General features: G+C 53.3%; 24 protein-coding genes. 4 read left to right on the forward strand and 20 right to left on the reverse strand.

The window, feature by feature from the left end:
* The 15 genes from ACO0LM_RS01505 to ACO0LM_RS01575 all read right to left on the reverse strand — a co-directional run.
* On the reverse strand, nt 1-507 hold a 507-nt coding region (locus ACO0LM_RS01505; protein WP_423033647.1), incomplete at its 3' end, for a hypothetical protein.
* Between the two features lie 95 nt (nt 508-602).
* Nucleotides 603-1,103 (reverse strand): phage tail protein, encoded by a 501-nt coding sequence (locus ACO0LM_RS01510; protein ID WP_423033649.1) that lies wholly within the window; start codon nt 1,101-1,103, stop codon nt 603-605.
* A gap of 1 nt (nt 1,104) precedes the next feature.
* A complete protein-coding gene (locus ACO0LM_RS01515) occupies nt 1,105-1,251 on the reverse strand; it encodes a DUF6760 family protein (RefSeq protein WP_423033650.1) in 147 nt (48 codons plus the stop codon).
* Between the two features lie 5 nt (nt 1,252-1,256).
* Entirely contained in the window at nt 1,257-1,640 is a 384-nt protein-coding gene (locus tag ACO0LM_RS01520; RefSeq protein WP_423033652.1) for a hypothetical protein, read from the reverse strand.
* A gap of 22 nt (nt 1,641-1,662) precedes the next feature.
* Nucleotides 1,663-2,109 (reverse strand): phage tail protein, encoded by a 447-nt coding sequence (locus tag ACO0LM_RS01525; protein ID WP_423033654.1) that lies wholly within the window; start codon nt 2,107-2,109, stop codon nt 1,663-1,665.
* 34 nt (nt 2,110-2,143) lie between these two features.
* Nucleotides 2,144-3,844, reverse strand: a complete 1,701-nt coding sequence (locus tag ACO0LM_RS01530) for a phage tail sheath family protein (RefSeq protein WP_423033656.1) — start codon at nt 3,842-3,844, stop codon at nt 2,144-2,146.
* A 17-nt stretch (nt 3,845-3,861) separates the two neighbouring features.
* Nucleotides 3,862-4,446, reverse strand: a complete 585-nt coding sequence (locus tag ACO0LM_RS01535; protein WP_423033658.1) for a carboxypeptidase regulatory-like domain-containing protein — start codon at nt 4,444-4,446, stop codon at nt 3,862-3,864.
* Entirely contained in the window at nt 4,443-5,072 is a 630-nt protein-coding gene (locus ACO0LM_RS01540) for a DUF4255 domain-containing protein (protein ID WP_423033660.1), read from the reverse strand. The genes ACO0LM_RS01535 and ACO0LM_RS01540 overlap by 4 nt, the downstream gene beginning before the upstream one ends.
* Before the next feature lie 14 nt (nt 5,073-5,086).
* Nucleotides 5,087-5,887, reverse strand: coding sequence for a hypothetical protein (locus ACO0LM_RS01545; RefSeq protein WP_423033662.1), 801 nt, complete (start codon nt 5,885-5,887; stop codon nt 5,087-5,089).
* A 43-nt stretch (nt 5,888-5,930) separates the two neighbouring features.
* Nucleotides 5,931-6,470 (reverse strand): hypothetical protein, encoded by a 540-nt coding sequence (locus tag ACO0LM_RS01550; protein ID WP_423033664.1) that lies wholly within the window; start codon nt 6,468-6,470, stop codon nt 5,931-5,933.
* A gap of 32 nt (nt 6,471-6,502) precedes the next feature.
* Nucleotides 6,503-6,895, reverse strand: coding sequence for a hypothetical protein (locus ACO0LM_RS01555; RefSeq protein WP_423033666.1), 393 nt, complete (start codon nt 6,893-6,895; stop codon nt 6,503-6,505).
* Between the two features lie 65 nt (nt 6,896-6,960).
* Complete coding sequence (locus ACO0LM_RS01560; RefSeq protein ID WP_423033668.1) at nt 6,961-7,398, reverse strand: hypothetical protein; 438 nt, start codon at nt 7,396-7,398, stop codon at nt 6,961-6,963.
* An 803-nt stretch (nt 7,399-8,201) separates the two neighbouring features.
* Nucleotides 8,202-8,366 carry a hypothetical protein gene (locus tag ACO0LM_RS01565; RefSeq protein WP_423033670.1) on the reverse strand — a complete coding sequence of 55 codons (165 nt, stop codon included), beginning with the start codon at nt 8,364-8,366 and terminating at the stop codon, nt 8,202-8,204.
* Nucleotides 8,367-8,611: 245 nt separating this feature from the next.
* Complete coding sequence (locus ACO0LM_RS01570) at nt 8,612-10,354, reverse strand: alkaline phosphatase family protein (protein WP_423033672.1); 1,743 nt, start codon at nt 10,352-10,354, stop codon at nt 8,612-8,614.
* Between the two features lie 350 nt (nt 10,355-10,704).
* Complete coding sequence (locus ACO0LM_RS01575) at nt 10,705-11,724, reverse strand: LysM peptidoglycan-binding domain-containing protein (RefSeq protein ID WP_423033674.1); 1,020 nt, start codon at nt 11,722-11,724, stop codon at nt 10,705-10,707.
* Between the two features lie 530 nt (nt 11,725-12,254).
* Between ACO0LM_RS01575 and ACO0LM_RS01580 the strand changes: the two genes are divergently transcribed.
* Together ACO0LM_RS01580 and ACO0LM_RS01585 are read left to right on the forward strand one after the other, a co-directional pair.
* Nucleotides 12,255-15,359, forward strand: coding sequence for a Tn3 family transposase (locus tag ACO0LM_RS01580; RefSeq protein WP_423033676.1), 3,105 nt, complete (start codon nt 12,255-12,257; stop codon nt 15,357-15,359).
* A gap of 194 nt (nt 15,360-15,553) precedes the next feature.
* Nucleotides 15,554-15,811 (forward strand): winged helix-turn-helix transcriptional regulator, encoded by a 258-nt coding sequence (locus tag ACO0LM_RS01585; RefSeq protein ID WP_423033985.1) that lies wholly within the window; start codon nt 15,554-15,556, stop codon nt 15,809-15,811.
* Between the two features lie 159 nt (nt 15,812-15,970).
* On the opposite strand, the gene ACO0LM_RS01590 is transcribed toward ACO0LM_RS01585, so the two are convergent.
* The 4 genes from ACO0LM_RS01590 to ACO0LM_RS01605 all read right to left on the reverse strand — a co-directional run bounded on the left by ACO0LM_RS01590 (nt 15,971) and on the right by ACO0LM_RS01605 (nt 19,119).
* On the reverse strand, nt 15,971-16,390 hold the full coding sequence (locus tag ACO0LM_RS01590; RefSeq protein WP_423033678.1) for a nuclear transport factor 2 family protein: 420 nt from the start codon (nt 16,388-16,390) through the stop codon (nt 15,971-15,973).
* A gap of 39 nt (nt 16,391-16,429) precedes the next feature.
* Nucleotides 16,430-17,173 carry an SDR family NAD(P)-dependent oxidoreductase gene (locus tag ACO0LM_RS01595; RefSeq protein ID WP_423033680.1) on the reverse strand — a complete coding sequence of 248 codons (744 nt, stop codon included), beginning with the start codon at nt 17,171-17,173 and terminating at the stop codon, nt 16,430-16,432.
* A 105-nt stretch (nt 17,174-17,278) separates the two neighbouring features.
* Nucleotides 17,279-17,863, reverse strand: a complete 585-nt coding sequence (locus tag ACO0LM_RS01600; protein WP_423033682.1) for an NADPH-dependent FMN reductase — start codon at nt 17,861-17,863, stop codon at nt 17,279-17,281.
* Between the two features lie 416 nt (nt 17,864-18,279).
* Entirely contained in the window at nt 18,280-19,119 is an 840-nt protein-coding gene (locus ACO0LM_RS01605; RefSeq protein WP_423033684.1) for a pirin family protein, read from the reverse strand.
* A 247-nt stretch (nt 19,120-19,366) separates the two neighbouring features.
* On the opposite strand from ACO0LM_RS01605, the gene ACO0LM_RS01610 reads away from it, so the two are divergent.
* Complete coding sequence (locus ACO0LM_RS01610) at nt 19,367-20,269, forward strand: LysR substrate-binding domain-containing protein (RefSeq protein WP_423033686.1); 903 nt, start codon at nt 19,367-19,369, stop codon at nt 20,267-20,269.
* Nucleotides 20,270-20,307: 38 nt separating this feature from the next.
* Here the strand turns inward: ACO0LM_RS01610 and ACO0LM_RS01615 are convergent, their stop codons facing one another.
* Entirely contained in the window at nt 20,308-22,470 is a 2,163-nt protein-coding gene (locus tag ACO0LM_RS01615; RefSeq protein WP_423033987.1) for a S46 family peptidase, read from the reverse strand.
* Nucleotides 22,471-22,908: 438 nt separating this feature from the next.
* Between ACO0LM_RS01615 and ACO0LM_RS01620 the strand changes: the two genes are divergently transcribed.
* Nucleotides 22,909-23,148 (forward strand): hypothetical protein, encoded by a 240-nt coding sequence (locus ACO0LM_RS01620; RefSeq protein WP_423033688.1) that lies wholly within the window; start codon nt 22,909-22,911, stop codon nt 23,146-23,148.
* Nucleotides 23,149-23,240: the final 92 nt, after the last annotated feature.

Consider the following 23,240-nt stretch of genomic DNA (forward strand, 5'->3'; position numbering starts at 1 on the left):
GCCCCTGCGCAGCGCGGGCACATGCCGCTCGGGCAGCGGTCCCGCGGTGGCGGCCTTCGGCAAGATGCGCACGACACTCAAGGAAGAGATCTGACGCGTGGCCAACATTACGGCACGGACTTGCCGATATTGGCGCGCCTGCCGTGTGCCGTCCCCGCCGCGCTGCGCGAGCACAGGGCATCCCGACAAAGCACGCGCCGCCATGGCCGATGTGGCCATCGCATTTGTTCGCAAGATGCGGCGCCGCCTGAACAACATGCCGGATGGCGCAGCGCCGGTGCGCAGGGTACGTGGGCGCCCACCCACCAGTGTCGCCGGTCGGGCAAGGCTTGCCAGCGCACCCGCTGTTTCGGCCGCGCGCACATGTCGGCCGCTGCGCGCGGCCAAGCCTGGCGCGAGCAGGAGGTCGAACTTGATCAACACATGCCAATGCTGGCGCTCGAAGCGTTGCTCGATGCGTAGATTGGGCGGCGCTTCCAGGACAACGCCCAATCTACGCAGTACCATGGGCGCGCCGCTGCCGGCATTACGCCGGACCGGCACGGTACGAGCGGCGTGAAATCGCCTCCCCGCGCTGGCACAAGGCAAGACCAGCCGCACCATCACAGCAGACCTGCCGCGCTGCTCAGAAGGCTCTTGCGTATGCCTTCATGGGCCAGCGTAAAACTCTGGCAGGCCACCAGGTTCTGGCCAGCGTCAAGCTCAGGTCCTTGCCAGCACATGGGCCATGCATTGAAAAAGTCCCACCAGTGGCAAGGCAAGCCTTGGTCATTGAGCACATAGATCGACCCGTTCTTGCGCTTGATCTTGCCGCTGAGCGTACACTGGTACCATGCCCACATCGGGTCGAGCGCCGTGATGCCCGCCTTGAGCACCAAGTCGCTGTAGCTGATTTGTCCCGGCAATTTATACTCGGTGTCATTGACGCCGCCCTGGCGCACGGTCTTCACTTCGGCACTCGAGCCGAGCCCGTCGACCGCCATGAAGGCGCCGACCACGATGCCTTCGACCTCGACATAAAAATTGTAGGATTTGAAGGGATCGACGCGCAGGCCCAGTTTGCGTTGCGCGATGGCCATCCCTACATTGACGCCAATTGCCATCTCATGCCTCCAGAATTCCCGGCGCCACTTGGCGCTCGTCGCTGTTCATCGTTTGGTTGATCGCGCTGATTTCGCCGCACCAGCGACGCCGCTCGGCATGTTCCATTGCCAGGATCTCGCCGTAGGACCAGTGAAAGTGATAGGCCACAAACGCTATCTCTGCATAGAGCTGGTCGGAAACTGTGGGGAGACCGGCTTTCCCATCGTGCGCTGCTCCTCCCCGGACCTGGTCTGCTCGTCGCCGCTTAACTGATTGATGTCCTCATACAGTTTTTGCAGGAAGGCGAAGTCGGCGGCGAACAGGTCCTCGATCACCTTGGTATTGACGATCTCCAGGTTGCCGAGCCGGACAATCACGCGCGAGAGCACGATGATGATCAGGTAGGCTGGATTGGCTTGCACACGATGATCCTTGAGCGGCAGGATTTCATCGCCGGCGGTGGCCAGACGCATGACGCCATTGCGGTGCAAATTACCATCACCATCGCGATAGCCCAGCGGCAGGATAAATTCGATTTCCGTATTCATAACAGACATGCTGTCCTCCTCGTTAGCGTGCTCATGACACGCGGGTCATGTATTCCATGGTGAGCTCGAAGGTCTCGACCATCACGTCGCTGTTGGCGGCATTGAAGCCAGTGCTTTCGTATTTGCTGGGCCAGGCATTAATCACGTTCCAGCGCGCCTTGTCGGCGCCGCCTGCATCGAGCAGGATCAGCGACACATTCTTTTGCGCCCCTTTTGCGCCCGATCCCTTTGAAGACACCAACTGGTGCCATGTGTATAGTTCAAGCGAATCGGTCATGCCTTTTTTCAGGTTCAGCTTGCCGTAGCTGGTCAGGCCCGACAGCGTACGCTTATAGGTCGGGTCGGTACCTTCACGGTACTGAACCGATTCGATGGTGCTGTCAGGCACGCTTGCCTCGGAAAAGGCGGCGATCTGGATGCCGCCTATCTCGACCCGGAATCGAAAGCCGCGATAGGGATCCGTCAATTGTGTGGCCATGGTGATGCTCCGGTTTCAGTCATGCGCATGGATGTCAGGTGCCCGAACCGGGCGCGCTGGTTTTTTGGGTAAAGCGAAGGATGACGAACTCGGCGGGGAACACCGGCGCCAGACCAATGTCGATGTACAACTGCCCACTCTGGCGCGTATCGGGTGAATTATTGGAACCATCGCAGGCGACGAAAAAAGCTTCATGGGCCGTCGCGCCGAACAGGCCGCCTTGCTGCCACAAGGTGGTCAGGAAGGCGCCGATATCGCGTGTCACAGCCGACCAAAGCTTTTGATCGTTCGGTTCGAACACCACCCATTGCAAGCTTTGCTTGAGGCTTTGCTCGACATAGATGAACAGGCGCCGCACGCTGACATATTTCCATTGTGTGTCGGCGCTCAATGTCCGCGCGCCCCAAATCACATTGCCGTAGGTGACAAAATTGCGTATTGCATTGATACCCTGGTCGTTGATCTGGTCCTGGTCGCTGTCGGACAGCGTCTGCCCAAGCAGGAGGACAGACTGCAAGGCACCGTCGCGCACCCCTGCAGGCGACTTGAACACGCCAACGCTGTTGTCCGTGCTGGCATAGCGCCCCAGCACGGGACCGGATGGCGGGATGGGCACGTTGGCGTCCACCAAGGCGTTATAGATATAGACCCAGGGGTAGTAAATGGCGCCAAATTCGGAATTGAGCGCGTTCTTATTGGCATTCGCAACGCCTTGAGCAGCATTGCCGGACTTGAACGACAGCATATCCTGTGGTTTCAAGTTGAATGGAGGATCGACCACATAGAACAAGCTGCTCATTTTTTCGCAAAACTGCAGGCCAGAATTAATCAAGGTGCCCTGTTTGAGTTGCGAGGGCTTGCTGCTGTCATCCGTCGCAGTGACGGTGTCGGGCACGGACAGCAAGCTCACCGACGGGAATGTTTCGAGCAGATTGATGGCAGCCTCAAGGTCGTAGTTCGGCTCAGTTCCCCCACTAAAGGCGGTCGGCCCACCGTTTGTCGGCCGCACCCCCTTGGTTACGCTGGCGCTGGCACTGGCCGGTACGCGCACAAATATCGACATGTTGTTGATTCTGGTCGCCAACAGGCTGGGCACGTCTGCCACGTGGATGTCCATGTTGTTTGCCGTGCAGCCGAGGTACTGTTCAAGCATGTAGTACGATTTGCCGCTAATTGTGACCGGTGTGAGTGTATTTTGCAGGACAAACTGCTGGAGCAACAGATTGGGCAAGGTGGGCGACGTGGCTGCGGTAGACGAGCCGGAGGCGGACGAGGCGGAGGTGAGAGGCAGGCCGAGCATGCTTGCATCAGCGTAGATCGTCACAGTGAATACGGGGGTCTGCGGAGTCGGCGTAACAGACGAATCGGTCGCGCTGCCGTTGCTGACGCTGACACAGAGAGCATTGCCCCACAAACCGGGCGTGACGGCCGTCAGCGCCAGCGGCGCCGTCGCACTGGCGGGCGTGGCGCCCTTAGTGTCGCTGGCGCGCACCACGTAGCAGGCGGCGCCGCCCTCGATGAAAAATTCGAAAACCGACCAGGGCACCATCGCGTACCAGGCCAGGCCACCAAAGGCAGTCTGGTAGGCGTTCCAGCTGGTTATCATCGTCACTTGTTCGAAGTAACCTGTCGCGGTCACGCCCACAAAGGCCGCGATCGACGTCGAGGCTCCCTGAATGCTGCGATTCCCCTGCACTTCGGAGATATAAAGACCCGGATGTGAATAGCTGGTCATGATGTGTTTTCCTTGAGTCAATGCATTTCTATGTCAACGAACAAAACCGCGCCCGGGGCCAATGCGACCTTCTTCTGCACGTCGGCGTAGCCGCTCTTGGCGAAATCGAGCTGCACACTGGTCGGTGCGGCCAGCTTGCCGCCCAGTGCAAGCGCGTAGCGGCCGTTGTAGCGTCCATAAGCGCAGGACACCGTGCGTGCGCGCAGCGCGCCGGCACGCACGTTCTGATAGGCCGCCCCCACGTCAACGCCGGCCAAGGCGCTCCCCGCCTTGCCACCTTGGATGATCTTGCCGCGAATGAGGGTCGTCCCCGCCGGAAAGTCGTAGATGGGACTGGGAGCGAGTACACAGGCGACGATGGCCTCCGCCAGCGGCGTGGCCAGCGGCACATCGAGCGCAATGTTCTGGTCGAAAAAGATGTGATCCATACTGAAGATAGCGAGGCGGTGTTGGCCATCGGTGAGATTCGGGAACGCGTAAAAAGCTTGCCCTTTTGCCTGCGCCTGGCAAGGTATTCCGTCCAGCTCGAACCGTACCGGCGCACCGACCGCCGGCTTCCCGGTAAAGCCGTCAATGAGCTCGATGACAGCGCTGAGTTTCATGCCGCACCCGCGGCGGCCGCACCCGGTGTCAGGCAGGTGCTCGCCTCCAGCGCCCCCTCGGTGACCATATTGCTCTGCAGGCGAGTTGTCCCGGGAATGCGCACCGGCGACAATGTAAAGAGCTGGGTGAATTTATAGGGCTTGTTCGGAAAGCCGCTCCAGATGTTATGCAAGGTCGCCATCGGCTCCGCATTGGGCACGATCTCGATGAGGCTATTGCCGCACGCCTTGAGCTGGGGACGGAGCCACGGCCCGGACAAGGCCGGCACATCATGAAACAGCCTGACCAGCTTATCGGCCAGAACCAGCTCCAGTTCGGCCGAGCGGGCATAGGGCACCATCAGGTACAGCAGGTCGACCACCAGCGGCGCGGGCGTGACCGCCAGCGCGTTCGGTGCGCCGTCGGCACCTGGCAAGCGGCTCAGGACCGGCGGCAGATTGCGCAGGTGGGGATTGGTGTCGAGCTTGTACAGGAACAGCGAGAGCCGGGTCTCGCCCTGGCTGTCGATCTCCGCAGGCGAGTCGAACACGATCGCCGATTCGACTTCGAATTCTTCAATATTGGCCCGGATGAGCGTGCGCAACGATTCGCTGACCCATCGCAGTACCTGTCCGCTATCGACCATTGCAGTCTCCATTCCTAGAGTGTAAAAACGGTGTAGGTCTGGCTGACCAGCTGCGGCTGGCGGCTGCCGATTTTGGCGTACAGACTGACATTGTGATCGCATTCGGCCTTCAGATAAATATAGGGCAGCCCGGCTGGGTGCCAGTTCACGTAAGCCTGCAGGAAAAATTCATTCGTCGCATTGGCGCCAGCGCCGATCTCGAATTCGAGCGTACGGCTGCCATAGCGCAGGAATGTCAGCGGCAAGGCGCCCTGGACGGCGGCCAGCACGACACCGTCCGACCCGCACTGGGCCGGCCCAAGGCTCCAGGTGGCCAAGAAGTCCGCTTCCTGGCTGGTCGATAATGCCAGGCGAATCCGGTTGCCCGGCGCAGCCCCTTGCACCGAAACGCGAAGGCTGCGCGTCGTCCTGTCGGGATGGTACAAGGCGGCGCTGATGCGCCCGCTGCGCCATTGCATCGGACTCTGGGCACCGAAATACGCCATGACTGTCGCCTCACGATTGATCGTGCAATAGCCCTGCAACATGGCGGTCCCGGAATTAACGCGAAGGAACAGTGTGACCGTAAAGGCGCTGAAGTTCGCACCGTTGCTGGCAGTGCGCATGGCCAACATCGTATCGCTAAATTCAATCTGCTGAAGCGGCGCCAGGGGCTGGCCGGCTGGAGCCGCCGGAGTGACGGTAAAGCCCATGCTGTCGCCCGATGTCGCCCCTAATGACCAGGCGACGCCTGCCGTCGTGAACGCGAAATTAATGTGCGAATCAACCGCCACCTGATCGAATACCAACACCACGGGAATGAGTTCTGACATCATGCCCGCCCCCCCGGCAAGCGATGCATGCCTTGGCGCGCGCGACTCATTGGAGCTCCATCGCGAACGAACTGAGCCCGATCAGGCTGCTGCGGTCACAGCGCGACTGCAAGGTCACGCTCGCGCCTGGCGGCAACTCGACCCGCCCGCGCAGTTGCGTGTGTTCCGTCCGCACATAGAGGGCGATGTTGAGCTGGGCGCAGTCCTGGAAGGGCTCAACGATGATTTCGCGCGCGTTGATCAGGAAACTGCGCAAATATAGGGCGGGCGCGCTGGTGGACAGTCCAAGCCCAACAAGGACGTTATTGCCACCGCCCTCGCTCCAGATCGCGCGTTGTCCGGCGCCGATGGCGAGCAAAGCCTTGCTGTTGGCACGTAAATTAAGGAACGCAATGTTTATCGGGTGGAACACCGATACGTCCGCATAGCACCGCATATTGAGCGTATCGACGAGATTGATCTGCGCATAAGCCTGCAAGTGCTGCTGCTGGCCAGGCGTGAGCGCGGCTGCGGGGGATGGCAGCTCAGTCGATGCGGTTGCGACCCGTGCGCCCGCTTCTTCCAAGGCACTCGGCTCGACCGACATTGGCGCTGCACTGTCGCCTGTCGTTCCTGTCATCACGCCAGCACAGGGAATGCAATGACGTTGCTGCCAATCTGCAGTGCAGCGCGCGAACTGCCTGCGAACTGGTAAAAGCCGTTCACTTCGCCCTGTGCATAGTCAAATTTGAGCGATAGCGTGTTTCCGGAAGTGAGCACGGGGACGACCACCTCGATTCCCTGTGCGGCGCTGGACGGGTTGGGTCCGGCCAGCAGATTGAGCCCCCCCGCCCCCACGTTTAGAAAGGACAACGGAGGCGTGGTGGCGCCAGCAACTGGAAACGCCGGCTGAATCTGGACTTGCCCTCCCGCAATTGCAAAGACGTTGGAATCGGTAATCTCCAGGCTGGCATTCAATGGATACGTGCCTTCCCAGACTTCAAAGATAAATGCAATAGTGATCGATTCCATCGCCGATTCCCCCTAGTCCGTCATAAAGTGGACATCCGCGCGCCGAACTGCACGCGGATGCACAACTAGTCGTTATTTATAAATATCACAGGCAAAGGGGTGTTGTTCAAAGTGTATATGGTGGGGTTGTTCGTGAACTGGAGTGTTACTACTGGACCGCTGTCGCCACTCGATATCACATTGAAGACCCCCCTCCCCGTTGCCAAATCTGATGACAAACATGCCCCGATGGTGAGGTTGACCAGGCTGCTGGAGCCAGTACCAGCATTGCTAGTCGTCAATTGGATCGTTTGCCCGGTAACGTTGAACGACTGGATCGGCACTGGCACACCGGCGGTGGCGTTAAGGGTAATGCCGAAATCGTACAACTTCGCCGGGTCGCTTGTGCACCAGCTAATGCTATCGCCCGTCACCGTCGGGGTAACGGTCACGACTATTTTCTGGCCTGCCGAGGCACCTTGCACAATTATTTGCACATTGCCGTAATTTAGTTCATTGGTCATAGTTTTATCCTTAAAAGGAGACAGCGATCGAGACAGACAGGTTGGGTGCTTCCATTTCACGACCCTGGAATTCTTATCGAGCCTATCCGTTAAACCCAAGTCAAAATTCCGGAAAAACAAGTAAATACATCAGTCACTTCAATCAACGCCAGATATTATTTAAATAACATTATTTCCACAACTTAATTCCGGTGAAATAATTACCAGTGCAGAATGACTAGTAAATTCAATTATGCATAATGAACGTGCGTTTAAAAATACATCGACACCGACCGCATTAAAAGTTTCTTAAATTTTAAAAATGGTGTCACCGAGCATTTAATGTGAATTTTATTTTTTTAAAATGTAGATTTTATTGTACGTCATTAAAGAAAAATAGACAACATAAATAATTTATTAACTTCGTTAAATAAATATTTTTCAAATAAGAGGGACGGCCGGGATTACGGTTTTTCTTGCCAAAATATGCTTAACCCACTGATTTAAAATGGAAATTTGAAAATTTCCCTATCTTCCCTAAGAATGTAGAATTGGCCCGTAAAACCATTGGTGAGCAATTAGATGAACACTATTCCTACAGCACTTTAAGTTCACCTTCTGGCTTTCCTTTTACATTTTAATCGTCGTTTCGATCCGCATATTGCACCTGGTCATCACACCAATTACAACAGCCCAGTTTCGCAGTAGCGTGATTGTTGGCCAACTGCTCTGCTGCGCGTCGTAGCGCAAATGATGCGGTTTGCAACTCTTTGGTCATCCAACCAACCTGCTCAGTCTCTGAAAACTGCACAAATAGCCAGATTTCAAATATAAATCATCAACCTACGTGTGTTTTGGCGAAAAAAACTGTACTCCCGGCCGACCGTCATGTAGTGGCGGCGGCTGGCCGCTGTAGGTCCCAGGGCGCCTCCCGCCTGAATTTTCGAAAGCGAAAAATTGTTGACGTTCCAGTAGAGAATGCGCGTCATTTGCTCATCTCATCTCATCTGGAAGCTTTAACATATATTCTCTGGATCATGTTATTTGGTTTGTTCGTAAAATTACTTCGCTTGACAGGAAAGACCCACTCCTCTATTGCTTGCTAATCCACTACAGATGACCGCGTATAGTTTCAGAAATAATATGTTGAGCAGAGTGTGTCTCTTTTGAAAGAATTGCATCTTGCAAACATTAATAGGATACACATAGTCCGCTGCAACCCTTTACTCAATGATCAGGCGCTAGCGCTTGGGGAATGGGCTTGGTAAAATTGTTTTGCCGCCTGCGTACGCTCTTGGGTGTAGCTGGCAACGTCGCCGTTCGTTGCGAAATCGCGTATGATCTTCTTCCCGCTGTCAGGATGCCCCGGCAACGGTGCCACATAGATATTCAGAAATTCCTGAATGTAGGCCACGGGCTTCGCTCTCATCATGGACTTTGGTGGCGTCCATGGCGTAAGCGTTCCGTCACTGTAAGGAATCGCATTGCTGCCAGTGCTGGGATCCGTACAGGGTAAAGTCGCATAGGGAACGATCCAATCTGGGCAATCTTGGCGCATTGTGATCTGGCCGTACTGGACGAATGCTGAATCAAGTGAGGGTGCAGTTGCATCGCGCTCGGTCAGGGGCGGGATTGGAGTGGTTGGCGCGTCGACCGCGTTCATCCTGTCGATAAGGAAGCGAAGCACGGAAGTGTTTTGGTACTGGTTGCTATCGATTCCCGCTGCCAACCAAGGCGAAATCAGCAAAGCGGGAACGCGAACGCCGAGTAGCGAGAAATCGAATGTTGAGTTCAGTGCCCATGCGTTGCCGCAGTCACCCACAAGATACTGTTGATCGGGTGCCGCACCGGGAACCGGTGGAGTCGCCGACGGCGGGAACACATGGTCGTACATCCCGCCATTTTCGTCAAAGGTAACGACGAGTAGCGTATCCTCCCAACATGGGCTGCTGCGCAGCGTGTTGTAGACCGCAGCCAGCAGATTCTCGCCAGGCTGAATCAGCGCGTTTGGGTGCATACTGGTGTCGGTGTATGCGTCCGATGACGGATGCCAACACATGATGAAACTGTAAAATGGAAGCGTCCCATTCTTGCAATCCGTTGCGAAGTCCGTGATGGGAGCTCCTTGGTAAGGTTTGACATTCGAATTGAGAAACACCGTGTCGCACTGCCCAAGCGTGCCCCCCTCATCCACCGGCACGTATATGTTCCACTTTGACGGTTGGTAGCCGGGCGGAGGACAATCAGGAAGAGGTTCGATCAGATCAAATATGCTTGCGTGTCGGTTATCGCCGTTGTCCGTGTCGTCGATCCCTACACCCGTCCTTCCGGTATGGATGAATGTTCGATTGGGTAAGGTATGCCCCGGCATATCGCAATGCCAGTTGTCGCAAAGGACAAAGTTATTTGCCAGTGTGTGGAGCACCTGAAGCTTGCCGGCCTCGAAATAAGTCAGCGCCGCTTGTCCTTGGATCGTCGGCTCGTTGTTGTAGTATCTGTAGGTCGAATAGAAACCCGAATTGGTGACGGGATAAGTCTGCGGTACCGGCTGCACTTGCGCAATCGGGACCCCGTTCACATAACCGGAGGTGTATGTGGTATTCGAATCATTCGGCTGACCCGTGCCGCCCGAAACCGTAAAAGTAGGGCCGAACAGACTGGGCATCATGCCGTCACCGAAATCATGGTTGAAATCGTGCAACTGAGGGAGAGATGGATCAATCGGCATCGGATACACCGGCAGGTTAGCCGGAGATGGCGGGTTGAGCGGGTCAGCAAGATTGAAGTAGTTTTGATTGATTTGGCCGTCCTCAAAGAGTCCGTTGACACCGGGCAAGGCACCAAAAATGTGGTCGAAGGAGCGATTCTCAAACATCATCACGACGACGCGCTTAATGTTTGCAAGCCCCGGAGTCTCATTGGTTGCATTCTGTTGCATGTTCCATTCTCCCTTTTGTCGCGTCTCATCGACGATCATTTTTCATTTCAATCGAGCCTTGAATTTTCCAGGCCAACGCGTCATGGAAAAAATTCACCTCTCTCAAAGAACATCAGCCCCTATGGGTTTTATGCCTTAACTTTCGATAAAATCGATTGACTTCAAAAAATTAGACTCAAAACACGAAAATGAGTCGACACGAAATTGAGTAACGGAAATTTGTCTGACGGATAGAAAATTCAAGCCACTAATCCGGGGTATTCCACATCAAGCGTACTATCACAGACACCATTTCTATTGCCAAAAAAGGTAACAAAGTTAGTTTTTCTTCCTACGATACTTAGCGGCCCATTACCATGGAAAATGTCTATATAACTGCTCTTCTTAAGTCACTGCTTCCACTGCAAGAATCCGCCCAAACTTACCCCTTGAGCTAAAAAATATGCTTGTGCGTCAGCATATAGACTGGCAGTGACTATGCTTGGAGCCACGATTGCCTTTGCATCTGCATATTCGCTCCAGTTAACCTCAGCCGAAGTGGCATATTGGTTACTGGTTTCTTCTCCAGTGGTATATAACTGGGGCGATAGAATGTCGATGACGGGACTGGCGAAGAAACTGCGCATGAGTGCTGCAGCGTCTGTAATACCATAGGGTGCGGAATGACTCACCGTGACAAGAACTTTTAATCCTTTGGCCTTGGCGGCAGTAAAAGAAGCTGCAAAAGCTGTTGCCAACCCTGAGCTACCTTCTTCAATGTCGTAAGCAATTCCCTGGTATGCGGACAGGCTGTCTGAGTGAATTGCATTGGTTACAGACTGCACTGCGGATTCAGTCCAGGAACCACTTTCATTTCCGCCACCTAAGCAAATGTATTTCAAACCAGGTAATTTACTGTAAACGGCATTACTGTTGTCTATGGCTGTCTGTGGAGATACCCAACCACTAAAAGCGATGCCCAGATTGGTGTTTTCAGGCACTTGTGTTTTTTTGGACCAAGTCCAATACCAGAGACCTTTCTGAGCATTGCCTGATTGATTCAGTGGGATAGTTGGATCAGCAATGGGAGATGCTGACGAAATAGGTATTGTCAAGACCTGTCCTACTGCCATTGTATTAGGGTTGACAGATGGATTCGCTTGTTCAATTTCTTGGAAGCTTAGGCCGGTGCATCCTGCTAGATTAGCAGCGATGATTGAATAACTGTCGCCATCCTGGATGGTATATTTCAACGCAATAGTCTGACCAAGTCGTGCCGGGATATTGAGCAATGTCCCAATCTGCAACGCGTTGGCGTTGACGCCCGGATTCGCTGCTTCGATAGATTGCACGCTTACTCCGGCAGCGGAACTAAGCCCAACAGCTATATCAGTGAGTGTATCGCCTGCCAAAACGGTGTACTTAAACATACGACCTCTTTTGTCACTAAATGGTGACGACTTTTGCGGTTACAGACTTGCGGAGCGAGACGGTTTTTCGCGATAGCGAAGTAAGGAAACACATTTACTGCATTGAAACTGGTATAGCGGTACTTTGAAAATTGGTAAGGTGACTACTTCTTTGGTGCGGATTTAAATTGATAACTAATTATTATTTAAATTAGCTAATATTGCAAGATAAAAGAATGAATTTTTTGGGCTCGTTCCATCAATGGGAAAATCGTTTCATTCCAATGTATCGGAACCAAATTCTAGAAACCTACAGAATATCCAAGCCAGCGAAGGCCGTGAGCTTGGAATTTGGGTGTGTTTGCCCAACTCCTCGAAAATGCTGTGCACAGCATATTTTGGGACCTTGGCTGCAACAAAAAACGGCGTGCGTTATTCGCCAATCGAGAAGTTGGTCGATGTTGTCTCACCTTAGGTGTGCAAGACAGCTATTTTTTTGGCAAACCTGAACGCAAAGATCGCTTCTTTTTCTCACTTTATATTTTCTGCTCATGGTCACTGACACGCGCCGGTTGACGATTCTATCAGCCGAGGAAATTGCCGCCTTGTACGAGTTGCCCAAGTTTAATGATGACGACAGGCGGCTCTACTTCGATTTCAGCGTGGTTGAGCGTGATGCAGTGGAGCGCGTCCATACTTCATCAGTTGCGGTGCATCTGGCGCTGCAGATGGCCTATTTCAAGGCCAAGCGGCGATTCTTTGTCTTTGAACCGGATTCGGTCGCTGATGACGTGGCCTATGTCATCAAGCGCCATTTCACCGACAAGGAAACCAGCAAGCTGAAAGCCTTGTCCAAACCTACCCGACTGGATCAGCAAAAGGTCATTCTGCAACTGTTCGACTACCGCGTAGCCGATCAGTTGACCAAGATAGAAATGGAACACAAGGCGCAGCGTTTCGCGATGCTATCGACGCAACCGATCTACATCATGCGCGAAGTGCTGCAATACTTGGAAAGCCAACGCATCGTACTACCCGGCTATACCTATCTGCAGGACATGGTAGGACGCGCCGTCACCTCGGAGCGCAACCGCATCACGGGCCTTCTGGACGCCGCATTGACGCCGACGATGCGTGAGCAGTTGGACGCCTTGCTCGAAGCTAACGAGAACATGTATCGGATTAGTGCTTTGAAGCGCGAAGCCAGGGATTTCAGCTACAAAGAACTGCGCCAGGAAGTCGAACGACGTCATTTTTTTCAGCCACTGCATGATACGGCGCGCACATTCCTGACCACTGCCGGACTCTCAGCCGAGAGCGGTAAATATTACGCGTCGCTGGTCAAGTTCTATACCGTCTACAGTTTGCGACGCATGTCGACAAAGACGGCGAGACTTTACCTGCTATGTTTCGCGTATCATCGTTTCCGCCAGATCAACGACACTCTGATTGAAGCCTTCATCCATCTAGTCCATCAGTACGAGAAGCTTGCCAAGCGCGCGGCCGACGAGGCTATGCATAAAGCAATGGAGGACGCGGCCGTGCATTTACAGGCTGCGGGCCAGGTTCTCAATCTATTTACCGACAGCACCATCCCGGAGGATGCACCGTTTTCTACCGTCAAGGTACAGGCTTTCCATCTACTGGAGCCCGAACAGTTTCCAATCGTTGCGAACTACTTGCGCAATATTGCCTTCGACAAGGCCGGGTTCGAATGGGCGTACTACACGACCTTGTCGCACCAGTTCAAGCGCAATCTGCGCCACCTGTTTTGCGAGCTGGACTTCGCTGGCCGGGTCGAAGAGACACCACTCCTGGATGCGGTACAGGTTCTGCAAGACCTGCTGCGTACCGGAAAGTCGCCGCGCCAGGTGAAACCATCGCTGTTTCCGACCGAAGTGATTCCCAAGAGCCTGCAGCCCTATCTCTTTGCGAATGCCGGAGAAGATGACGACGACCAGTTATCCGACGACGACCAGGTGCTCGATGTCGACCGCTACGAATTCCTATTGTACCGTCTGCTGCGCAATGCGCTCGAAGCCGGCAATCTGTATGTCAAGGATAGCGTGGAATTTCGTCGCTTCGAGGATGACTTGATTAGCGACGAACGCTGGGAAAACAAGGCGCAAGTCCTTCAGGAAATCGGCGCGCAGATCCTGATCGATCCGATAGAGAGCACACTGGCACAGATGAAGGCCGATCTGGAAACGAAGATCGAAGCTGTCAACCAGCGTATCGCCGACGCGGTCAACCAGCATATCAAAATCACTGGTCGTGGCGAAAAGAGGCGCTGGCAGTTGCTATATCCGAGCGAGGACGAACCGGTCAACAGCCCATTCTTCGGCAAGCTGCCGGGCGTGGGTGTCGCAGATCTGTTGTGGTTCGTCCATCAGCACACCGGGTTCTTAAAAAGCTTCAGCCACGTGCTGGATCGCTATGTCAAGCACGATCCCGATCCGCGTGAATTACTGGCGTGCATTGTCGCCATGGGTACCAATATGGGGATCGGCAAAATGGCAGAGGTCTCAAGCCTGAATTACGCGTCGCTGCTTAATACGGCGCGCAATTTCCTGCGTCAGGAAACTCTGCATGTGGCCAACGATGCGATCAGCAACGCGATCGCTGCACTGCCGGCTTTCCATCTGTACGATATCCGCGATGAAGTGCATTCCAGCAGCGATGGGCAACGGATCGAAACGCAAATTGATACGGTCAACGCCCGCCATTCGCCGAAATACTTCGGACTGCAGAAAGGTGTCAGCGCCTATACTCTAGTCGCCAACCATGTGCCGATCAACGCCAAGATCATCGGCACACACGAGCACGAAAGCCACTACGTATTTGACCTGCTGTACAACAATACGTCTGACATCAAGCCCGAGCGGCATTCCACCGATACGCACGGTACCAACCAGGTTAATTTCTGGACCTTGCATGTGTTCGGCTACCAGTTCGCCCCGCGTTACCGCGATCTGCACAAGAAAATGGAAAAACTGGTCGGCTTCCAGAACCCGGGTGAGTATGGCGAGCTTCTGATCAAGCCATCCAGAAAGGTGCCGGAGGATCTGATCATTGCCGAATGGCCCAATGTCCAGCGCATCATGGCGTCACTGGCACAAAAGGATGTGACGCAGGCGACCGTCATCCGCAAGCTCAGTAGCTACACGCGCCAGAATCAAACCAAGAAAGCACTGTGGGAATTAGACAATATCCGCAGGACGCTTTATATCCTGGACTTCATCGACGACGCCAGCCTGCGGCAAAGTGTGCAAAAGGCTTTGAATAGAGGAGAGGCCTATCACCGGTTCCGCAAATCTGTGTCCTATGTCAACAATGGAAAATTCCGGGTCAAGACTGAAGCCGAGCAGAATATCTGGAATGAGTGCTCGCGATTGATCGCCAACGCCATCATTTATTACAATACGGCGTTACTGTCGAAGGTTTATGAACAGAAGCGCGCGGTAGAGGACGTGGAAGCAATTGAGGCGTTGCGGAGCGTGTCGCCAGTGGCTTGGCGACATGTGAACCTGATCGGCCGCTTTGAATTTACAGCCGAGGCACCGCAGCTCGACATCGATGCACTGGCGGCGCGTTACGCCGAACCAGGATACTGGGATCAGGTGTTTGAGGAAGGCGAGGATGGCTCATTAGCCTGAGAATTCAAGCACTTACGAAAACTTTTACCTTTTCGAGGGGATGGGTAGAAATAGCCAAAGTAGAAAAGCCCATACCCGAATGTGCAATCGGTGCGTGCATGTGGTTGCTGGGCGGTGCGTGGACCCCTACCTTGCTTTGGAATCTCAGCGCTGGCCCACGTCGCTTCGGAGAGTTGTGAGCCGACACTCCCGGAATTTCGGCCAAGGTGCTGTCAGGCCGCCTTAAGGATATGGAAGACAAAGGTATCGTCATTCGCGCTGTCATGGCGACTTCGCCGCCATCCGCCGAATATAGCCTGTCACCGCTTGGCCAGGAGCTCCTCCCTGCCATCAATGAAATCGCCCGGATAGGTCACAGGCTTCAACTGCAGCAGAATGAGGAAAAGGCGGAAAACACCGAAAACACCGATATGGTCTTCGATGTTGCCGCCTCCCATCTAAGTAGCCCGTGAAGCCTGTTTGTTGATATACGGTGCACTGTCACGACCATGTGGTCGGTGAACCCAGGGTTTGCCAGATTACTGATCATTGCGCCCATCGTGCGCGATACACGACGCTTGCACATAGTATTAGTCTAACCATATCCCTTTTTTACCATAAGCACGTTTTTGTCAGAACGTTGCACCGCTCATGGCTGCCATGAATGCCATTGGATTCCAATACTCGCGGTAATTGATGATAAGTCCATTACGGAAAGTCACAAAAGTGGCATAGCTCATTTCATAAGGATTGCCGTTGCCTATAACTTGGCCCGAGGCACTCCACTCCGCGATGGCGACATTTGGATCGTCAGTGGTGTGTATCTTCAATGTGGGAATTGTTTTTACATCAATAACGCTTGGATTGTTGCGCAGATATTCGTAAATAGCCGTGCGGCCCAGAATTTTTTTTGATGCGGCATCCGGCGCAAAAGGGAATTCGACGACAACATTCTCGTCGCAAAGATCCGCCCAGCCCCTCATGTCTTTGGCGAGGAAGGTATCCAGGCTACGTTTCAATAATTGTGCTGCAGTTAAGTTGTTAGTCATCATTTGATCCTGTTTTTTGTTGGTTAAAGCTTGGTTAGAAAACTATCCGACGCGATATTGCCCACCATCGACAACCAGCGCCTGGCCAGTCATGAAGGCGGCATCGTCCGATGTGAGGAAGAGAATGGGCCCGACGATTTCTTCCGGCTCTGCAAAGCGCTGAATCGCTTGAGCCTGCCATGTTGCGCGGCGTTGCTCTTCACCCTGGGCTTCGGTAGCAACTGTGTGTGTCAGGCCGGGTAGTACTGCGTTGCAAGTAATGCCATCGTTCGCGACGTCATTGGCCAGTCCGCGCATGAAACCTACAATACCCATCTTTGAGGCGATATAGTGGCTCATGCCCTTCACCGTCAGACCAATGGAATTCGAGGAGATGCCGACAAAACGCCCCCATTTGTTGCGACGCATGGCCGGTACGAATTGTTTGGCGGACAGGAACTGGGCATCTAGATTGACCGACATAGTCTTGCGCCAGGTGTCCAGGTCAAGTTCTTCGATCGGGTGATTTGGGTAGAAAGCAGCATTGTTGATGACGATGCCAACGTCGCCGAAGCTTTCCTCTGCCACACGGGCAACGGTAGCCCAACCGTTTGGATCGGACACATCTGCCGCGACACCCACTGCGTTGCGACCGATGGCAGCAACTGTGGCGCTCGGAGATTGCAAATCAACGGCAACCACCTTTGCTCCGCGCTGCGCCAGCGCTACCGCAATGGCAGCACCAATGCCCCGCCCGGAACCGGTGACGACGGCGACGCGGTTCTGGTGAGTTAAAAGAGTAGTCATTCTTGTCCGTTAGATTTTGATGAAACCGGATCCACCCCGTCAATAACGATGCAAATACTCCAGATGCCGAAGGTGCCGGGGTACGGAATCTATCGCAGATCAATATTATTTAGTGCCTCGCGCATGCTTGAGTACCTTCGCCCACCAGGCGAGATCGTCAAGCAAGCCATTGGCTGCCTGCTCAAGGTGAGGGAAATCTTGGAATGTCTTGCCTTGTTGCCAGATACCGAGAAATTCCGTCATCCCGATATGTACGGCATTTCGTATTGGGGCCATTTGCAACTCGATAGCAACCAGCCGCAGTTGTTCGACGGCGCGAGCCGCGCCAACACCACCATAGCCGACAAAACCGATCGGTTTACGTACATATTCCTTGTACGCATAGTCAAATGCATTCTTCAGCACTGCACTCGGGCCATGGTTGTATTCTGGCGTGACAGCTATTAGTCCGTCGAGTGGTGCCAGCGTTTCCGCCCAACGCTGTGCAGCGATATTCTTGACAGGTGCCCAGGACGGCGCGGTTGCTTCCTCAAAGAATGGCATGGGATGATCACGCAAATCGATCAACTGGACAGTAATGTCTTCCCGTTTGAGCGCAATATCGTGTATCCAACGTGCTGGTTTGTCGCCGAACCGACCTTCGCGGGTCGATCCAACGACGATACCAATAAGAGGTTTGATTAATTCCATGCTGGGATACTCCTGGTTAGGTTAAAGAGGTGAAGGTAATCCGGCAGCATGAAGACTCGTGCGCCGCCACGGCAGCAAAACAAGAACGTTCGCTGACAAAAAACCTGCACTGCTCAGTAAAAAATGTGTGTGGCGTGTGGACAAAAAATAAGCGTAACGGCAGATGTCCTGGTTCAGGCTTGTACCTGCTTATTGATGAAATCCAATTCCCTCTACTTCGGCCTTCCATATCTGTTAAGCAAAGGATAGAGGCGCAGGCATTGGGTGAATAGACAGAAAATTAGTAGTAGACTCATCCAATTTTCGTCGCTATCGGCCAATGTGAGTTTCAATACCAAAGATGTCTTTGAGGAAATCCCACGCAGTTTTCAGAGTAGATATCGTATTTACCTCCAAGCGACGATATGTCAAAAGCATCAGGTTAGACGCCCCTCTCGCTGCAGTGCTATACCTATCCGCCGGATCTCTGCCTCGCCTTGCTCAAGTGCAGATTTGTTAGTGTGGACCGAGTAGGAACCTGTGACCAGCTCATAGGGATGTTTTACTGCTGAGCCGAGTACGAAGGCGGTTTCTTCCTCGGCCACGATGTCAATGGCTTGATTCGATTCCTTGAAAATCACCAACTCACCGGCACCAACAGCTTCATGCGCATTGAGCTGCCCGGTATTCACCGCGAGCCAGGCCACGGTGTGGCCAGTTGGCGGGGAGTAGCGCCATCGCTCGCCCGCTTTCAGGTGCACCGCCAGGTAAGCCATATCAGAAGGTGCCGGGATCAAACTTTGTGCCATGCCATAGCGACCAAGCATCACGCGCACAGGGCCCTCTTGCGGCACCTGTGAAGGGGCGAGATAGATACTTTGCGCAGGTGCATTTTCTTCGGCTGGAGGGAGTGCTATCCAGAGCTGAAAGCCACGAATGCGCGAGTCGTCAGCAGGCCCGCCTGTGTGCCAAACGCCATTCCCTGCGCGCATCCATTCCACTCCTCCTGCTGGCAACAACCCCGACTTGCCGGTGGTGTCTTCGTAAACGACATCCCCCTCCGACAGGATGGTGAGCGTCGCGATCCCGGAATGCGGATGCATGGCAAAACCCTTTTGTCCTCCTCTGGGTTTGAAACTGACAAGATCAAGAAACACAAATGGCTTCAGTAATTCGCCAAGATCCCCGGGGCTCATCAGCCGCGTGATCGGTCCACGGGTACTGCCGCGCGTGCGAAAAACGATTTCGCGAGCTTCATTCATCGTTGCTGTAGTCATGCTGTTTCCTAAATTGACGCATTGTTTGTCGAAATGATCTTGTATGTCCGTGACGAATTGGCTAGCGCAAGTCGCAACATCAGCGTGCCGGGCTATTGCTTACTCGGACAAGGACCATTGTCAGGTAACGAAGGCGGGCAACAGGCTCCGCACCAGCTTTATGTAGGCGAAGATACGGCCAACGCGATTATTTGAGTAGATGGTATGATTGCATTTAACTCATCCATTTTTATTGGTAATAAATTTCATGATCGACTTGAATGACATTGCACTGTTTGTACAAGTCGTGCGCAGTGGTAGCTTTGCCGAGGCGGCAAGGCGGCTTGGGATACCAGCAAACACGGTGAGCCGACGCATACAACAGTTGGAGCAACAACTCGGGATGCGTCTGCTTCAACGTTCGACGCGCAAGCTCACGCTCACGAATTCGGGCCAGACTTTCTATGAGCGCTGCGCTGACAATGTTGAAGGACTAAACGAAGCCGCGCGCGACTTGATGACGGACATACAGGAACCTGGTGGCCTTATTCGGGTAGCAGCCCCCGCTGACTTCTTTGATTTTTTTCTAATGGATTGGACAGCCGACTTTTTGGCGAAATACCCCAAGGTGCTTGTCGAGTTCATTCTTAGCGATGCAAAAACCGATCTGATTGCCGAACGCATTGATGTGGCTTTTCGCGGAGGTTCGATGCAGGACTCTGGCTACATAGGCCGACAAACGCAGTGTGATGGCAATCAATGTCTGGTAGCAAGTCCCGCTTACATTGCTGCACACGGCATGCCGGACTCATTGCAGGATCTGGTGAATCATGCCTGCGTGAGCTTCAGCCAACCTGGGAGCCACGCCGTTTGGAGTCTTACGGGACCAAATGGCATGGACGAAGAAGTTCAGTTTGTAGCGCGTTTCAGTGGCAATACGGTGCAGGCCTTGCGAAAGGCAGCGATGGCAGGCATCGGCATCGCCCTCCTCCCTAACCCGATTATAAAGCACGACTTTAACGCAGGCCTGCTCTTGCCAGTACTGCCCCAGTACAAGCGCACCGGGCGCAATCTGCACGTACTTTACCCAAGTCGACGACACTTGCCGCTGGCGGTGTCAATATTTATTGAGCTGGTGGTAGAAAAACTGACTGCGGAGTATGCAGCTTAGTCTGCACACTCCGCAGGTAATAATAAAAGCCGCAATAATTACTCTGCGCCCATTTCCTTCAACAGGCGGTCAGCCTTGTCCACGTGTTTCATCTGCCACAGCATGTAACGCAGGTCAACCTGTATGGAACGAGTATTGGCCTTGTTGTAATCCCAGTCAGAAATGATGGAATCCAGGGTGCCGTCAAATGCCAGGCCGATGAATTCGCCTTTGGCATTCAATGCAGCGGAACCTGAATTGCCACCAGTGATATCCAGCGTCGCCAGATAATTCACAGGGACTGTTTTCAGTTGCGGGTCAACATATTTGCCGAAGTCTTTGGCCTTGATGGCTGCCAATTGTGCGGCTGGTGCGTTGAATTCGCCAGTACCGGTTGCTTTTGGCGGGATGCCGTTGACGGTGGTAAAGGCACTCCATGCCAAGCCATCAGCAGTACCGTGGTCACGACCACTCACTTTGCCGAAGGTGACGCGCAAGGTGCTGTTGGCGTCAGGGTATACCGCCTGCCCTTTGCTCTGCATGTAGGCGATTTTTGCTTTCATGTAGTTGCCATAGGCTTGCTGGATTTTACCCATCAACTCTTCTTCTTCGGCTTCACGTTTCAGGCCGCCTTCATACATGGCAACTGCTGCCTTGACGAAACTGTCATTGCTGGCCTTGAAGTCTTCAGGCTTGGCGGTCAACCATGCGCTGCGCGCTGCCTTATCACCCAGCTTACTGCCTGCATACATAGTATCGAGCAAGGATTTCAGATCAGCTTCAGACATACCGTCCTTGATACCCATTGCAGCATCAAAATTGGCGCTGCGGTCTGCCTTGGCTTGCGCGGCGTATTTGCTCAGGTTGTACAACACCAAAGCCTTGTCGACTTTTTCATCGTAGTTACGCTCGATGGCATCCGCCGCCGCCTTGAAGCGAGGCAGGTCACGCACCTGGAAGCCAGCTTTGCGTTCTGTATCAGCCTTGGTCGATTCATTCGACAGACGATACAAAACTCGTGCCGTTGACAGGAATCGTGGGTAAGAACTAGCCAGATAAAAGTCACGCTTGCCCAGGGTATCGCGTTCGGCAATCAGCTTTTCAACCTGATCAATATCGCTGGCAAATTCCTTGGCGCGTGCAGGATTGCTGTTGATCCATGCTTTCAGCTCATCATGCTCTTTGGTTTTGCGTGCCAGGATATCGCTGCCGGCATAGCTGTCGAGCATGCCTTGACGGTTTTTATAGTAATTGTTGATACCTGCCACCTGGCCGGCATACTTGAGTTTGGCATCCGGATTGCTGCTGGTCTCTTTGGCGATGATGGCCAGCATGTCGCCAGAGCTCTTCACAAAGGTAGGATAGTTCCAGTCAAAGGTGTAAGCCACTTCTGACGGCAGGCGATGGCGGTTGGTGCGGCCTGGGTAGCCCAGTGCCATGACGAAGTCGCCTTCTTTTAGATTGTCTTTGGCCAGTTTCAGGAAATGCTTGGGCATGTAAGGTACATTGTCCTTGCTGTAATCAGCAGATTTGCCGTCCTTGCTGACATAGGCGCGGTAGAAACCGTAATCGCCTGTGTGACGTGGCCACATCCAGTTATCGGTATCGCCGCCAAACTTGCCTACCCCTTCAGGTGGTGCATGGACCAGGCGTACGTCTTTGATTTCCAGTTGCTTGATGAGGTAATACTCAAGGCCACCGTAGTAAGGATAGACGTTGCAGCGATGACCGGCATCTTTTTCGCATTCAGCGATGATGACTTTGGAATTCTTTTCGATGGCGTCAACACGGGCCTTGCCATTCAGCTTGGCAGTTGTCTTGTCAATGATTTTGGTGCTGACATTGCTGACATCTTTGGTGACAAGTATGCGCGAGCCAGGTGACGCCGGCAATTCTTCGTCCAGGCTGTTTGCCAGGAAACCATTGGCCAGCAAATTACGTTCTGGCTTGGAGTTATGTGCCACGCTGTTATAGACACAGTGGTGATTGGTGGCGACCAAGCCTTGTGGCGACACAAAGGAGGCAGAGCACCCGCCCAGGCTGACAATGGCAGCCATAGGGAATTCCGTCAATTTGGTCAGTGTTGCCGGGTCCAGTTTCAAGCCGTCTGCCTTCAGTTGCTTGGCGACTTGTGGCAGTTGTTGCGGCATCCACATGCCTTCATCTGCGCTGGCGATCTGGCACAGGCTCATGACCGCCAGAGTAGTAAGTGTTTTTTTCATCATATTATTATAGAAAAATGTGAAAATTAAAGGTAATTCCCCCTCGAAACCCAGGATTATTAATCCAGGGCGCGATTTGCTTAGTCTGGCAATTGAAGGAAAAGTTCCTTATCCCAATACGTTTTGTGGAATACGCCCTTCCCTGACCTGCTTTATTTACTCGACTGAATTACTCACTGAGCAGTCTCATCGTGTCGCTTGCATGACCTGCCTTCGCTCTGCCGCCTACCCGTGCAATAAATTCCAAAACGTCCGGCCCATTTCATCTCTGACGATGAAATGGGCTCTCAGCATCATCAGTTACTCAACAGCAATTGTACGGCATCAAGTCAACGTATTAATAGCACAACATCAGAATTGCTAAATATAAATAATTAATTGACAATTCCTTATTGCAATGATATTGTTTTTTTGCCATTCGGCGTTTAGGGGGAAATCATGATAAATGCCAATAATTTAGCTGACCCTGTCTTAAATATTGCCCCGCCTTCTTCACGCCTGATTGGTATTGAAATAGCAATAGAGCATGCCTTGTTGTCGGTTCCACTTACAAAACATCTACATCCTATGTGTGCGCTAACCCGCAATGGCTGCCACACACCAAAAAAAAACTCAGCTACCAATAAGTCACGCTCTGTGGAAAAGAAGTTTGCATTCATGCGTAGGAGTCTTCGCTGAATACTCGTAAAAAGCATCACCTCTGCGCCTCAAAGTTCAAGTCAAGCGCAGATAAAACGTCAAATCTGCAATTAACTTAGCTCCTGATGCAA

The sequence above is a fragment of the Undibacterium sp. Di26W genome (assembly GCF_049340265.1).
In the GTDB taxonomy this organism is placed as follows: domain Bacteria; phylum Pseudomonadota; class Gammaproteobacteria; order Burkholderiales; family Burkholderiaceae_D; genus Undibacterium.